Annotated in this window: 14 protein-coding genes; 6 read left to right on the forward strand and 8 right to left on the reverse strand. The window is 65.4% G+C overall.

Annotation, left to right across the window (positions count from 1 at the left end):
- Positions 1–146 precede the first annotated feature (146 nt).
- Positions 147–869, reverse strand: coding sequence for a pirin family protein (locus tag H040_RS21185; protein WP_027918498.1), 723 nt, complete (start codon positions 867–869; stop codon positions 147–149).
- 89 nt (positions 870–958) lie between these two features.
- A complete protein-coding gene (locus tag H040_RS21190; RefSeq protein WP_027918499.1) occupies positions 959–1,978 on the reverse strand; it encodes an alpha/beta hydrolase in 1,020 nt (339 codons plus the stop codon).
- Between the two features lie 146 nt (positions 1,979–2,124).
- Here H040_RS21190 and H040_RS21195 point away from each other — a divergent pair, with 146 nt between their 5' ends.
- Positions 2,125–3,009 (forward strand): LysR family transcriptional regulator, encoded by an 885-nt coding sequence (locus H040_RS21195; RefSeq protein WP_027918500.1) that lies wholly within the window; start codon positions 2,125–2,127, stop codon positions 3,007–3,009.
- A gap of 117 nt (positions 3,010–3,126) precedes the next feature.
- Here H040_RS21195 and H040_RS21200 read toward each other — a convergent pair whose 3' ends face one another.
- The 6 genes from H040_RS21200 to purU are packed head-to-tail and all read right to left on the reverse strand — an operon-like array spanning position 3,127 to position 9,951.
- On the reverse strand, positions 3,127–3,732 hold the full coding sequence (locus H040_RS21200) for a sarcosine oxidase (protein WP_027918501.1): 606 nt from the start codon (positions 3,730–3,732) through the stop codon (positions 3,127–3,129).
- A 3-nt stretch (positions 3,733–3,735) separates the two neighbouring features.
- The gene (locus H040_RS21205; protein WP_027918502.1) at positions 3,736–6,639 is read right to left on the reverse strand and encodes an FAD-dependent oxidoreductase; all 2,904 of its coding nucleotides are present in this window, start codon (positions 6,637–6,639) and stop codon (positions 3,736–3,738) included.
- Positions 6,636–6,941, reverse strand: coding sequence for a sarcosine oxidase subunit delta (locus H040_RS21210; protein ID WP_027918503.1), 306 nt, complete (start codon positions 6,939–6,941; stop codon positions 6,636–6,638). Before H040_RS21210 ends, H040_RS21205 begins: the two co-directional genes overlap by 4 nt.
- 12 nt (positions 6,942–6,953) lie before the next feature.
- Positions 6,954–8,195: an FAD-dependent oxidoreductase gene (locus H040_RS21215; protein WP_027918504.1), complete on the reverse strand. Its 1,242-nt coding sequence runs from the start codon at positions 8,193–8,195 to the stop codon at positions 6,954–6,956.
- Positions 8,177–9,088, reverse strand: a complete 912-nt coding sequence (folD, locus tag H040_RS21220) for a bifunctional methylenetetrahydrofolate dehydrogenase/methenyltetrahydrofolate cyclohydrolase FolD (protein WP_027918505.1) — start codon at positions 9,086–9,088, stop codon at positions 8,177–8,179. Before folD ends, H040_RS21215 begins: the two co-directional genes overlap by 19 nt.
- The gene (gene purU / locus H040_RS21225; RefSeq protein WP_027918506.1) at positions 9,085–9,951 is read right to left on the reverse strand and encodes a formyltetrahydrofolate deformylase; all 867 of its coding nucleotides are present in this window, start codon (positions 9,949–9,951) and stop codon (positions 9,085–9,087) included. The genes folD and purU overlap by 4 nt, the downstream gene beginning before the upstream one ends.
- 223 nt (positions 9,952–10,174) lie before the next feature.
- On the opposite strand from purU, the gene H040_RS21230 reads away from it, so the two are divergent.
- The 5 genes from H040_RS21230 to H040_RS21250 all read left to right on the forward strand — a co-directional run bounded on the left by H040_RS21230 (position 10,175) and on the right by H040_RS21250 (position 13,328).
- Positions 10,175–10,576 (forward strand): hypothetical protein, encoded by a 402-nt coding sequence (locus tag H040_RS21230; RefSeq protein WP_027918507.1) that lies wholly within the window; start codon positions 10,175–10,177, stop codon positions 10,574–10,576.
- A 126-nt stretch (positions 10,577–10,702) separates the two neighbouring features.
- A complete protein-coding gene (locus H040_RS21235; RefSeq protein WP_027918508.1) occupies positions 10,703–10,924 on the forward strand; it encodes an MbtH family protein in 222 nt (73 codons plus the stop codon).
- Positions 10,921–11,640: a thioesterase II family protein gene (locus H040_RS21240; protein WP_027918509.1), complete on the forward strand. Its 720-nt coding sequence runs from the start codon at positions 10,921–10,923 to the stop codon at positions 11,638–11,640. The genes H040_RS21235 and H040_RS21240 overlap by 4 nt, the downstream gene beginning before the upstream one ends.
- A 57-nt stretch (positions 11,641–11,697) precedes the next feature.
- A complete protein-coding gene (locus H040_RS21245; protein WP_027918510.1) occupies positions 11,698–12,249 on the forward strand; it encodes a hydrolase in 552 nt (183 codons plus the stop codon).
- Between the two features lie 26 nt (positions 12,250–12,275).
- Positions 12,276–13,328, forward strand: coding sequence for a DUF1615 domain-containing protein (locus tag H040_RS21250; RefSeq protein ID WP_027918511.1), 1,053 nt, complete (start codon positions 12,276–12,278; stop codon positions 13,326–13,328).
- Positions 13,329–13,523 lie beyond the last annotated feature (195 nt).

Raw genomic sequence — 13,523 nt, forward strand, 5'->3', positions numbered from 1 at the left:
TAGTGATGTTGTTGAGGAGGCCCACAGGTGCACCACAAGTTTCGAATTCAGTGATGTTCTTGAGGAGGCCCACAGGTACATCACAAGTTTCGAATTCAGTGGTGTTCCTGTGGGAGCGGGTTTACCCGCGAAGAGGCCGGTCCTGCTTATGGCATACCGGGAAGTTCATTGGGCCGCAGGTCGAACACCAGCACTTCGGCATCCACGCCATTGCCCAGCTCCAGCAGCTGTTCCTGGCGCACCCGCACGCCGTCGCCTTCATTCAGCACCTGGCCATTGAGCTCGATGCTGCCACGAGCCACATGCACATAGGCATGGCGGTTTTCCGGCAAGACCAGCGACGCGCGCTCCGCTCCATCAAACAGCCCGGCATACACCCGCGCGTTCTGCCGTACCTGCAATGACCCCTCGGCCCCATCCGGCGAGATGATCAGGCGCAACTTGCCGCGTTTCTCCTCGGCACTGAAGTGCTGTTGCTGATAACGCGGTGTCGCCCCGTTGACGTTGGGCACGATCCAGATTTGCAGGAAGTGCACCGGCTGCGCCTGGCTGTGGTTGAACTCGCTGTGCGCCACGCCGTGGCCGGCACTCATCAGCTGAACATCGCCCGGCCGGATCACCGAGCCAGTGCCCAGGGTGTCCTTGTGCTCCAGTGCGCCTTCAAGCACATAGGAGAAGATTTCCATGTCGCGGTGCGGATGCTCGCCAAAGCCTTTACCGGCAATGACACGATCATCGTTGATGACCAGCAGGTCGGAGAAGCCCTGCTCGTCGGGGTTGCGGTAATGGCCAAACGAGAAGGTGTGGAAGGATTTCAGCCAGCCATGAAAGGCCAGGCCGCGGTCTTGAGCGTTACGGACGGTGAGCATGGTGAATTCTCCTTGAAACGCCGAGGCTGAAAGGGCTGGCGGCTGTTTGAAAAAGACCCGCCTGGGCGGGTCTTTTGTTGTTCAACGAGTCACTGCAGATGCACCTTCAATTCCCCAGCCGCCTGGCGCATCGCCGCTTTTACTGCTGGCACCTGGCTCAACGGGTTGAGCAGCCCATAGTCATGGATCATGCCGTTGTACCGTACTGAGGTCACCGTTACGCCCGCCGCATTCAGCTTGCGTGCATAAGCCTCACCCTCGTCCCGCAGCACATCGAATTCGGCAGTCTGCACCAGTGCTGGCGGCAGGCCCTTGAGCTGCTCGCGGCTGGCGCGCAGCGGCGAGGCGTCGATCTGTTCCCGAGCCTTGGCGTCGGTGGTGTAGTTGTCCCAGAACCATTTCATCATCCCGGTGGTGAGGAAGTGCCCCTCGGCAAACTGCTTGTACGACGCAGTCTCGAAGCTGGCATCGGTCACCGGCCACAGCAGCAACTGGAAGCGCAGTGCCGGGGTGCCGGCCTCTTTGGCCTTGAGCGCGACCACTGCCGCCATGTTGCCGCCAACGCTGTTGCCAGCGACGGCCAGGCGCTTGCCGTCGACACCGATTTCCTTGCCGTGTTCGGCCACCCACTGGGTTGCGGCGTAGGCCTGGTTGATCGCCGTCGGGTAGTGCGCCTCTGGCGATGGGGTGTAGTCCACGTAGACCGCCACCGCGCCAGAGCCGACCACCAGGTCCCGGATCAGCCGCTGGTGGGTCGGGAAGTCGCCGAGCACCCAGCCGCCGCCGTGGAAGAACATGAACACGGGCAGGTCACCTTTGACATTGGCCGGGCGCACCACTTGCAGCTTGATCGACTGGCCGTTGGCCGGGATGGTGCGTTCCTTGACCTCGATACCGGACAGGTCGACCTTCACCGAAGCCTGGGCGCCGGTCAGCACGGCACGGGCGTCTTTAGGGCTGAGCTGCTCGAGCGGCTTGCCACCCCCTTGTTCCAGCGCTTCGAGGAAGGCCTGGGTGTGCTGTTCGACGCCTGGGCTGCCGGCGGCGAATGCGGTCGATACGGACAGGGCGAGGAGGGAAGCGGTGAGGCCCTTGTGGACAATGTTCATGCGCGAATCCTTTTCTGTTCAAGTGTTGGTATTGGGCGTCTTGCCTGGCCTTCAGGGCCATCGCTGCGACCTGTGTGTAGATTAAGAAGATGCACTTTCGAGAAAAAGCCGCTATAAAGCGTTTGACTGTCACCAAGAGTGAGACAATGAACCCCTACGAAGACATGCGCATCTTTGCTCAGGTCATGGAGGCCGGTAGTTTCACCGCCGCTGCCGACCGCCTGGGCATGTCCAAGCAATCGGTCAGCCGCCGCCTGATGCAGCTCGAAGAGCGCCTTGGCGTGCGCCTGCTCAACCGCTCCACCCGGCGCCTGGACGCCACACCGCTGGGCCAGCACTACTACCAGTCGGCGCTGCGCCTGCTGGGCGAGGTGCACCAGGTGGAGCACGACATCAGCGGCCAGGCCCAGGCCTTGCGCGGCACCTTGCGCGTCAGTGCGCCGCTGTCGTTCGCCATGGCTCACCTGGGCTGCCTGCTGACCGAGTTTCTGCAGTTGCATCCCCAGGTGGATGTGGAGGTGGACCTCAGCGACCGCCCGGTGGACCTGATCGGCGAGGGCTACGACCTGGCGCTGCGTATCGGTGCGCTGGAGGACTCCAGCCTGATTGCCCGGCGCATTGCCGATGTCGCGCGGGTGTATTGCGCGAGCCCGGCCTACCTCGACGCACGTGGCGTACCGGCCAAGCCGGAAGCACTGGCCGAACATGATTGCCTGCCCTACGGGCACTCGCGGCAGGTGCAGTGGCAGTTCCGCCAGGGCGGCAAGGTGCAGACGATCCAGGTGAGCGGGCGCATGCGGGCGAACAACGGCGAGTTGCTAAGGGATGCGGCGATTGCCGGGATGGGGGTGACCTATTTGCCGACCTTCATCGTCGGGCAGGCGCTGGCGGACGGGCGGCTGGTGACGGTGCTGGATGAGTGGGCGACGCCGGCGTTGCAGTTGTCGGCGGTGTATCCGCAGCACCGCCAGGTGGCGCGGCCGGTGCAGGGGTTTGTGAACTTCCTGCGCGAGCGGTTGGTGCAGCTGTAAAGCTGGGGCTGCTTTGCAGCCCTTTCGCGACACAAGGCCGCTCCTACAGGCGATCGCATTCCCCCTGTAGGAGCGGCCTTGTGTCGCGAAAGGGCCGCAGAGCGGCCCCCATGGATATCAAACCTCCAACTCGTCCACCCCAACCCACCCACCCTCGAACTCACCCATGGCATCCAGCACCGCTTCCTGGAAATACGCCAGCGACGCCCTGTCGAACAGCAGCTGCAACGCCGGCAGTTCATCACTCCCGACATTCACCACGATCACATTGATCCGCGCCGCCGAAGTCTGCGCCACGGCCCCGACCGCAAACGCCTGCGGACGCAAATCGACCCCGCACAACTTGGCCATCACCGCACTGCAGTGTTCCCCCGACAGCTGCAACCAGGCATGGCTGTCCTGGCGCGGCAGCAGGTAGTTGCGCCGGGCATCCTGCACCCATGCCTGTTCTTCGGCGGCTACCCGCGTGCCTTGGTCGGCAACGCTGCCCAGCAACAGATACTCGCTGGCCGACAGGCGCGCCACCCAGCTGCCGTCATCCTGGCGCAACGCCTGGTTGGGCAGCGCTGGCAAACGGTATCCACGCTCCTGCAAATACGCCGCACTGTCCCCCCCGCGAAAACCGACCCGCGCCAGGTCGGTCAGGTCGCTCAACGCACAGGTGTGCAGCAGCTCGGTCCGGGGGCTGCGTGGGATGAAGGCTTCGGCTTTCAGACTGGTCATGGCTCAGAGCTCCTGGCGCAGGTTGTCGGGGTCATGGAAGGGCAGTTGCACCACCTTGGCATTGACCATCAGGCCGCCTTCAACGCGGATCGGGATGTGCATGCCAGGCGTCGCCTGATGGGCGCTGGCGTAGGCCAGGCCGATGATCTGCCCCAGGGTTTGCGAGTACTCGCAGGAGGTGACGTTGCCGCTGATGTCCGGGCCGTCCAGCACCAAGTGGCCTTCCAGTGGCTGCGGGCTGCCCTTGGGCAGGGTGAAGCCGACCAGCTTGCGCTTGAGTGGCTGGGCTTCGAGGATCTCGATCGAGCGCTTGCCGACGAAGAACGGCTTCTTGCGGCCGATCGCCCACTGCATGTCGATTTCCGCCGGGTGGGTCATGCCGTCGGTGTCCTGGCTGATGATCACGTGGCCTTTTTCCAGGCGCAGCAGGCGCTGGGTCTCGACGCCAAATGGGCGGATGCCCAGCCCGGCACCAGCCTGCATCAGGGCGTCCCACAGGCGCTCGGCGTGGCGCGCCGGCACGTGCACTTCGTAACCCAGCTCGCCGACGAAGCCGACGCGCAGGATACGCGCCGGGATGCCGGCCACCGTGCCCAGGCGTACACCCAGGTAGGGGAAGGCAGCGGCCGACAGGTCGACATCGTCACAGACCTTGGCCAGCACCTGGCGCGACAGAGGCCCGGCCAGGTTGACCGCGGCCAGCGCGGCAGTCACGTTGGTGATGTCCACGTCCAGGCGCCACTGCGCGTTCCACTTGAGCATCTGCTGGTAGATGCGGTCGACGCCGCTGGTGGTGGCGGTGACATAGAAGTGCTGCTCGGCCAGCCGCGCACAGACGCCGTCGTCGATCACCACGCCGTGCTCGTTGGTCATCAGCGCATAGCGGGTGCGGCCGATGGGCAGCTTGGCGAAGCCGAAGGTGTACAGGCGCTCCAGCAGCTCGGCGGCGTCCGGGCCGCGCACATCCAGGCCTCCGAGGGTGGAGACGTCGATCAGGCCGACTTTCTCGCGCACATGGCGGGCCTCTTCCTGCATGCAGCGCTCGCGCTCTTCGGGCTTGCCGTAAAAGGCCGGGCGCTGCCAGATGCCGGCAGGCATCATCTTCGCGCCGGCTTGCAGGTGGCGGCGGTGCATTGGCGTCTGCCGGTACGGGTCGAATGCGCGACCGGCGACATGCGCCAGCTTCTCTGCCTGGAACGGCGGGCGGGCGGTGGTCACCCCGGTTTCGCTGATGCTGCGGCCGGTGGCCTGGGCCACCAGGCGCGCGGTGGGCAGTGCCGAGTGGCGGCCCTGGGACGGGCCCATGCCGACCGTGGAGAAGCGCTTGACCAGTTGTATGTCGCGGTAGCCGCTGCGGGTGGCGTTGACGATATCGCGCACTTGCAGGTCCTCGTCAAAGTCGACGAAGTCCTTGCCCTTGGGGTGTGGGAAGATCGGCCAGGGGAAGTTGACCTTGGCCTCGGCAACGTAGGCCGATGGCGTAGGTGCTTGCAGGCCCAGCGCGGCGAGTGCTTCAGCAGCGCCGCGGCTGGCGTCGGTTAGCACGTTGTCCAGGCGGTGGCGGCCGTTCACGGAGCCTGCGATACCCAGCCCGGCTGGCAGGTTGCTGATGGTGAACTCGTCACGGTTGACGTCATAGGCCAGCTTGCCACCGGCCTGGCACAGCAGTTGGTACACCGGCATGTAGCCGGCGGACATGCACAGCAGGTCGCAGGCCACACGCAGGCCCTGCTCGGCAACCTTGCCCTGGCCAGTGACCGGGCGGATGTCCGCGCCCGTGACATGGCGCAGGCCTGCTTCGTGCAGGGCTTCATAGACGGTGCAGCCCAGGTGCAGGGGAATGTCGCGGCGCTTCAGCTCGCTGGCCAGCGCGGCATCGGCAGGCGCGGCGCGCATGTCGACCAGGGCGGCGACGGCCACGCCTTGCTCCTGCAGGTCGAGCGCGGCCAGGTAGCCGTCATCGTGGCCGGTGAGGATCACCGCACGCTGCCCCGGCTTCACGGCGTAAAGCTTCATCAGCCGCTGCGCGGCACTGGTCAGCATCACCCCGGGCAGGTCGTTGTTGCGGAATACCACGGGCTGGTCGAACGAGCCGGCCGCCACCAGGCAGCGCGTGGCCCGCACCTTGTACAGGCGTTTGTGCTGGATCACCGGCAGGTAGTTGTCGGTGAACCAGCCGTTGCAGGTGGCTTCGCACAACACCTGTATGTTCGGGTGCCCTTCAACGGCGGCCAGCAGTTCCTTGCGCAGGCTGCTGGCGCGGCTGCCGGCGATGTCGAAGCGGGCGTAGGTCAGCGAGCCGCCCAGCACCGGCTGCTGCTCGACCAGCAACACCTTGGCCCCGGCATTGGCCGCGTCCAGCGCAGCGCGCAGGCCAGCCGGGCCAGCACCGATGACGGCGACATCGACAAACAGATAGGCCTTGTCGTAGTACTGCGGCCTGAAGCCCAGGTCCAGCACGCCGAGGCCGGCCTTCTTGCGGATCAGCGGCTCCCAGACCTTCCACATGCCCTTGGGCTTGTAGAACGAGCGGTAGTAGAAGCCCACTGGCATGAAGCGCGAGAACTTGCCCAGATAGGCGTCGCGGTCATGCTCCAGGCTGCCGCTGAAGTTCTGCCCGGTGACCACCTGGCCATCACGGGCGGCTTCCATGTCGGCCAGCACGTTGGGCTCTTCGGGTAGTTGCACCAGGGTGTTGGCGTCCTGCCCGGCCATGCTCAGCGGGCCACGCGGGCGGTGGTATTTGAACGAGCGCGACAGCAACCAGCGGCCGTTGCCAAGCAGGGCGCTGGCAATGGTGTCACCGGCAAAGCCCGAGCAGGCCTGGCCGTCGAATTCGAAACGAACGGGCCGCTCGCGGTCGATCAGCAGGCCCATGGGCGCGGGGAGGCGAGTGAGGCTGTTCATCCGGCGATCTCCGGGGTGGCGGCGGGGCTGAAGTCGACGCGGCGGTCGAACAGTTGTTTGGGATCGAAGGTGCGCAGTACCTGGTCGCTGACAGTGTGGCGCTCGGCCAGGAACCAGTAGCTGGAGGCGTTGTGCAGCCACCATTCGATGACCACGCCGGCCAGGTTGTCGCTGTTGAACACGTAGTCGGCCCACTCGGCGTCACTGCAACTGGCCGGGTCGGGCATGTGCTTGAACTCGCCGCCGTAGGTGAACTCGCTGATGTTGCGCGGGCCGTTCAAGGGGCAGGTCAGGATCTTCATCGTCGTATGCTCCTAGTGGCTGGCCGCGGTGGCGCCCATCTCGTTGACTTGCTGGAAGCGGCTGAAGCGCTCCAGGGCGAATGGCGCAATCATGTCTGGCACCTTGCCGCCGCTGGCGACCAGCTCGGCCATGGTCTTGCCGCAGATCGGCGTCGCCTTGAAGCCCCAGGTGCCCCAACCGGCATCCAGGTAATAGTTCTCGACCGGCGACAGGCCCATGATCGGGCTGTAGTCCGGGGTCATGTCGGTCATCCCGGCCCACTGGCGCATCAGCTTGGCGTTGGCCATGAACGGGAACATCTCGATGGCATGGGCCAGCAGGCTTTCCTTGAGGTCGAGGGTGGAGCGGGTGTTGTACAGCGGGTACGGGTCGGAGCCGCCGCCGAAGACGATCTCGCCACGGCTGGTCTGCTGCACGTAGCAGTGCAGCGCCGAAGAGCTTACCAGCGGGTCGAGGAACGGTTTGAACGGCTGGGTGACCATGGCTTGCAGCGGGTAGGTGTGGATCGGCGCGCGGATGCCCGCCTTGGCCATCAGTAGCGAACTGGCACCGGCCACCGCCTGCACCACGCAACCGCACTGCACGGTGCCGCGGTTGGTCTTGACCGCTTCGATGCGGCCGTTGCGGATCAGCAGGTCCTGCACGTCGGTCAGCTGGTGGATCTCCACGCCGCGCTTGGCGGCCTGCTTGGCGTAGCCCCAGGCCACCGCATCGTGGCGCGCGGTGGCGCCGTCGATGTGCCACAGCCCCGCAAGCACCGGCAAGTGCCCAGGGTCGAGGTTCAGGCTCGGCACCAGCTCGCGGATCTGTTGGCGGTCGATCATTTCGGTGCGCCCGCCGAAGTGCTTGTTCACCTCGGCGCGCTGGCGGAAGGCGCGCACTGTGGCGTCTGTGTGCGCCAGGGTCAGTTGGCCACGCTCGGAGTACATGATGTTGAAGTCGAACTCGTTGGACAGGTTCTGGAACATCCGCACCGATTCTGCGTAGAAGCGCACGCCCTCGGACGTCAGGTAGTTGGAGCGGATCACCGCGGTGTTGCGCGCAGTGTTGCCGCCGCCCAGGTAGGCCTTTTCCAGCACCGCGACATGGGTCACGCCGTGGTACTTGGCCAGGTAGTAGGCGATGGCCAGGCCATGGCCGCCGCCGCCAATGATCACCACGTCGTAGCGTGGCTTGAGTTCGCACGGTGGCGGCAGGTCGACCTCCACCGGGTAGTCGGCGCTCAGGCCGTATTTCAGCAGGGCGAAAGGCATGCGGTGCGCTCCGGGTGGGCGGCCTGTTGCTGCAGGTCGAGGGCGAGCAGGGTGTTTTTCATCAGGTAGGCGATGGTCATCGGGCCGACGCCGCCGGGCACCGGGGTGATGGCGGCGACCTGGGGCAGTGCGGCGGCGAAGTCGACGTCACCGACCAGGCGGCTGTGGCCGGCCTCCTCGATGCGGTTGATGCCGACGTCGATCACCACCGCGCCGGGCTTGAGCCAGTCGGCACCGATCAGGCGCGGCTTGCCGACGGCGGCGACGACGATATCGGCCTGGCGGCACAGTGCTGGCAAGTCGCGGCTGCGCGAGTGCACCAGGGTCACCGTGCAGTCGGCCTGCAGCAGCAGGGCGGCCATGGGTTTGCCGACAATGTTCGAGCGCCCGACCACCACCGCATGCTTGCCGCGCAATTCGCCGCAGGCATCGCGCAGCAGGCGCATGCAGCCGCTGGGTGTACAGGGGGTGAGCACGTCACGCCCCTGGGCCAGGCCGCCGACGTTTTCGCTGTGGAATCCGTCGACGTCCTTCAGTGGGCTGATCGCCTGGAGAATGCGGTGTTCGTCCACATGCTTGGGCAACGGCAATTGCACGAGGATGCCGTTGACCCCGCAGTCACGGTTGAGCCGGTCGATCAAGGTCAGCAGCTGCGCCTGGGTGGTGTCGGCTGGCAGGCGGTGTTCCAGCGACCGGATGCCCACTTCCTCGGCGCGCAGCACCTTGTTGCGCACATACACCTGGCTGGCTGCGTCGGCCCCGACCAACACCACTGCCAGGCCCGGCTGCACGCCAGCCTGGCGCAAGCGTTGCACCTGCTCGCGGACCTCGGCCAGCACCCGCGTCGCAGTGGCCTTGCCGTCGATCAGCTTGATGCTGGGGATGGCGTTCATTTGAAGATCACCGTGCGGTCGTGGTTGAGGAACACCCGGTGTTCGAGGTGGTACTTCACTGCGCGGGACAGGGCGATGGTCTCGGTGTCGCGGCCGATCGCCACCAGGTCGCCGGGGGCGTAGGCGTGGTCCACGCGCTGCACTTCCTGTTCGATGATCGGGCCTTCGTCGAGGTCGCTGGTGACGTAATGGGCGGTGGCGCCGATCAGCTTGACCCCGCGCTGGTAAGCCTGGTGATAGGGTTTGGCACCCTTGAAGCCGGGCAGGAACGAGTGGTGGATGTTGATCGCCCGGCCCGACAGCTGGCGGCACAGGTCATCGGAGAGGATCTGCATGTAGCGCGCCAGCACCACCAGCTCGGTGCCGGTGTCCTCGACGATGCGCATCAACGCGGCTTCCTGCTCGGCCTTGGTCTCTTTGGTCACCGGCAGGTAGACGAAGCGGATGCCCTGGCGCTCGGCCATCGGCCGCAGGTCGAGGTGGTTGGAGACCACGGCGGTAATCTGCATGTCCAGCTCGCCTTTGGCGTGGCGGTAGAGCAGGTCGGCCAGGCAGTGGTCGAACTTGCTGACCATCAGCAACACGCGCAGCGGCCGGGCACTGCTGTGCAGGCTCCAGTCCATGTCGAAACGCCGGGCCACGTCGGCGAAACCCGCTTCCAGTTGCGGGGTGTCACCCGTGATGCCGGTGTTGTAGCGGAACACGGCGCGCATGAAGAAGCGGCCATTGTCCTCGTCGTCGAACTGCGCCATCTCGCTGATGTAGCAACCGTGCTCGGCCAGGTAGGTGGTCACCGCGGCGACGATGCCGGACACGGCCGGGCAACTGACGCGCAGGATGAAGTGATCGGGAGCGGGGTGCATGTCGGATAGGCCTCGTGATGGAGTGGGGCAGGTCGGGCACAAGGGCAAAAGAAGTTTCGCGGCGGGCGAAGTGATGTTTCTTGGTGGGAATATAAATTTCCCTTTGGCGATTTATAGGCGAAGCGAGGGGCTGCGGTCTAGTGGTTTGTGAAATTTTTTATCCTGTCAGGAAAGTTCTGGTCAGGCGTTCACCGCGAACTGGCCGTGAGGCTATGATTGCTCCATGAGTTCCCCACCCCCGCTTCGCCAACCGTGCCCCCCTGGCGCCTGTGACTGCGGCCGCGAACACCTGGTCGAGCACCCGCCGGCGGCCCAGCGCATCCTGCTGCTCACCCGCCAGGAAGAAAAGCGCCTGCTCGAACGCTTGGAACACCTCAAGGACCTCGAAGACCTGCAGCGTCTGCAGCTGAAGCTGTACGAAAACCTCGGCATCCGCGTGCACATCAGCCCAGGCTTCAACGAGGTACGTACCATGCGCGGCATCGTTATTGAACTGGACGACCAGCCCGGCCTGTGCCGCAAAACCCGCCAGTCGATCCCGGCCGCGATCCGCCGGGGCCTGGAACGCAATCCAGAGGTGGCGTTCCGCTTGCTGGATGCTCACGACCTGTTGCGTAACACCTGAGAGCAGGCGCGTTTTTTGTAGGAGCGGCCTTGCCGGGGCGCTAATTTTTATGAAGCGTCCTACGTCTACCTGAGAACCTCCCTGCGCCAAGCGCGCAGCGGCATCCAACACTCAAGGAGACAGGCAATGACTTCCGTATTCGACCGCGACGATATCCAGTTCCAGGTAGTGGTCAACCACGAAGAGCAATATTCCATCTGGCCGGACTACAAGGCCATCCCCGAAGGCTGGCGCGCGGTGGGCAAGAGCGGCCTGAAGAAGGACTGCCTGGCCTACATCGACGAAGTGTGGACCGACATGCGCCCCCTGAGCCTGCGCCAGCAGATGGCTGAAGCTGCCGCTCAGTGACCACGCTCAACCTGCTGTGCCTGCCTTACTCCGGGGCCAGTGCCATGGTCTACAGCCGCTGGCGGCGCAAGCTGCCGGCCTGGCTGCAGGTGCGCCCGGTGGAGTTGCCCGGGCGCGGCGCGCGCATGGGCGAGCCGCTGCAGACCGACATGCAGGCCTTGGCCCGGCAGCTGGCCAGCGAGCAGCGGCTGACCGCCAACGCCCCGTACGCGTTGCTTGGCCACAGCCTGGGCGCTTTGCTGGCCTTCGAGCTGGCCCACGAACTGCGCGCGCTGGGCTGCCCGCCACCGTCCGCGTTGTTCGCCTGCGGCACCGCAGCGCCGACCCGGCGCGAGGACTATGACGGCAACAACTGGCGCGTGCCCAAGAGCGACGATGAGCTCAAGCATGAGCTGCGCGAGCTCAACGGCACCCCGCCAGAGGTGCTGGACAACGCCGAGCTGATGAGCCTGACGTTGCCGATCCTGCGTGCCGACTTTCTGCTCTGCGGCCGTTACCTCTACCGCCAGCGGCCGGCCTTGCCGTGCCCACTGCACGTGCTGGGGGGCGAAGCGGATCGGGCCAGCGCAGAGCAACTGCAGGCCTGGCGCCAGGAGACCCACGGCACGTTCACGCTGCAGATGTTCCCTGGCGGCCACTTCTTTATCCATGAACACGAAGACCAGGTGCTCGGCGCGCTGACGCAGGCCCTTGAAGCGCATAGGCTTTCTGCCTGATTGACGCCGCCGCCTGCCTGGGTGAGGCTAGGCCTTTTCCCAGGCAAGGGGCAGACAATGCTGATCGAACATCGCAAGGCCACGCTGCTGGTCGTCGACATCCAGGAAAAACTCATCGGCGCCATGGGCGACCCGCAAGGCACCGGCGACCGCGCGCGCTGGTTGCTGGCCGCCTGTGCCGACCTGGAGCTCCCGGTGGTGATTTCCGAGCAGTACCCCAAAGGTCTGGGCCATACCTTGCCTGCACTGCTCGCCGCTGCCCCGGCTGCCGAGGTGGTGGAAAAGACCCATTTCTCGTGTGTGGCCGCCGAGTGCCTGCCCGCCAGCCTGATGGCCCGCGAGCAGGTAATCGTCTGCGGCATGGAAACCCACGTCTGCGTGCTGCAGACCGTGCTCGGCCTGCTGGCCCTGGGCAAGCAGGTGTTCGTGGTCGAGGATGCCTGTGACAGCCGCACGCCGGCCAACAAGGCGGCGGGGCTGGCACGCATGCGCCAGGCCGGGGCGCAGGTGGTGACCCGGGAAATGGTGTTGTTCGAGCTCATGGGCAGCGCCAGCCACCCGCAGTTCCGCCATATCAGCAAGACCTACATGGTCGGTGAACAGCCCTGAACGGGCGGCTGCTGGCGGCAGGGCTGATGGCCCTGGCGCTGTTGCAGGGCTGCGCCGGGCGCCACGAGGAAGAACCTGAAGCCGACCCGGCCAAGGTGCGTGCCCAGCTGCTGCGCCTGTTGCCAGCGCAGGCCAAGGACCGCGAAGGCTGGGCCAAGGACATCCAGTTGGCCTTCGAGGCTCAGCGCATCACGCCGAGCAAGCGCAACCTGTGCGCCGTGCTGGCGGTGACCGAGCAGGAGTCGACCTTCAACGCCGACCCGCAGGTGCCAAACCTCGGGCGCATCGCCCGCGAAGAAATCGACCGCCGTGCGGCGCGCCTGCACATCCCCGGTCTGCTGGTCGACGGCGCACTGAAGACCCCCTCGGGTAACGGCCAGAGCTATCAGCAGCGCCTGCTGGCGGTGCGCAGCGAGAAGCAGCTGAGTGCGCTGTACGACGAGTTCATCGCTCGCCTGCCACTGGGCAAGACCTTGCTTGGGGGCTTGAACCCGGTGCACACCGGTGGGCCGATGCAGGTCAGCATCGAGTTCGCGGAAAAGCACGCCAAGGATTATCCCTACGCCTACGACGGCACCATTCGCCAGGAAGTGTTCAGCCGCCGTGGGGGCATGTACTTCGGTATTGCCCACCTGCTCGGCTACCCGACGCATTACGAACGGCAGCTGTACCGCTTCGCCGATTTCAACGCGGGTTGGTACGCCAGCCGCAATGCCGCGTTCCAGGCAGCCTTGAGCAAGGTCACGGGGGCGGACCTGGCGCTGGATGGCGACTTGATCGCCCCGGGTTCGATCATGCCCGGCAGCACCGAGCAGGCAGCGCGCAAGCTGGGGGTGAAGCTGGGGCTGCGTAATCCACAGATCCGCAGCCAGCTGGAATTGGGGGATAGCCTGGCGTTCGAGGACAGCAAGCTCTACAGCGGCGTGTTTGCCCTGGCCGATGCGGCGGCAGGCAAGCCGGTGGCGCGGGCGGTGCTGCCCGGGATCGAGCTGAAGAGCCCGAAGATCACCCGCAAGTTGACCACTGCGTGGTTTGCCGGGCGGGTGGATGAGCGCTATGAACGGTGCATGAACCGGTAGTTTTTTTGCCTGTACCGGTTTCTTCGTGTCGGTTTGCGTGGGGATGGCGTCAGGGCCATCCTGTGCTCGCCATGACAGGTTCAGCGTCTATGAGATCGAGCGCCGCCCGCGCGGCGCATCGCGGATGAATCCGCTCCTACATTTGTTGCAACGTGCCGAACCTGTGACGCCATGGTCGCCTGCCTTGGTGCATGC

Origin of the sequence: Pseudomonas sp. URMO17WK12:I7, assembly GCF_003269045.1 — a bacterium.
GTDB lineage: Bacteria > Pseudomonadota > Gammaproteobacteria > Pseudomonadales > Pseudomonadaceae > Aquipseudomonas > Aquipseudomonas putida_J.

Coding starts and splice junctions, on each gene's coding strand:
- H040_RS21185 (WP_027918498.1), bottom strand. CDS start 869: ATGCTCACCGTCCGTAACGCTCAAGACCGCGGCCTGGCCTTTCATGGC.
- H040_RS21200 (WP_027918501.1), bottom strand. CDS start 3,732: ATGACCAGTCTGAAAGCCGAAGCCTTCATCCCACGCAGCCCCCGGACC.
- folD (WP_027918505.1), bottom strand. CDS start 9,088: ATGAACGCCATCCCCAGCATCAAGCTGATCGACGGCAAGGCCACTGCG.
- H040_RS21205 (WP_027918502.1), bottom strand. CDS start 6,639: ATGAACAGCCTCACTCGCCTCCCCGCGCCCATGGGCCTGCTGATCGAC.
- H040_RS21195 (WP_027918500.1), top strand. CDS start 2,125: ATGAACCCCTACGAAGACATGCGCATCTTTGCTCAGGTCATGGAGGCC.
- H040_RS21250 (WP_027918511.1), top strand. CDS start 12,276: ATGGCCCTGGCGCTGTTGCAGGGCTGCGCCGGGCGCCACGAGGAAGAA.
- H040_RS21190 (WP_027918499.1), bottom strand. CDS start 1,978: ATGAACATTGTCCACAAGGGCCTCACCGCTTCCCTCCTCGCCCTGTCC.
- H040_RS21215 (WP_027918504.1), bottom strand. CDS start 8,195: ATGCCTTTCGCCCTGCTGAAATACGGCCTGAGCGCCGACTACCCGGTG.
- H040_RS21230 (WP_027918507.1), top strand. CDS start 10,175: ATGAGTTCCCCACCCCCGCTTCGCCAACCGTGCCCCCCTGGCGCCTGT.
- H040_RS21235 (WP_027918508.1), top strand. CDS start 10,703: ATGACTTCCGTATTCGACCGCGACGATATCCAGTTCCAGGTAGTGGTC.
- H040_RS21245 (WP_027918510.1), top strand. CDS start 11,698: ATGCTGATCGAACATCGCAAGGCCACGCTGCTGGTCGTCGACATCCAG.
- purU (WP_027918506.1), bottom strand. CDS start 9,951: ATGCACCCCGCTCCCGATCACTTCATCCTGCGCGTCAGTTGCCCGGCC.
- H040_RS21210 (WP_027918503.1), bottom strand. CDS start 6,941: ATGAAGATCCTGACCTGCCCCTTGAACGGCCCGCGCAACATCAGCGAG.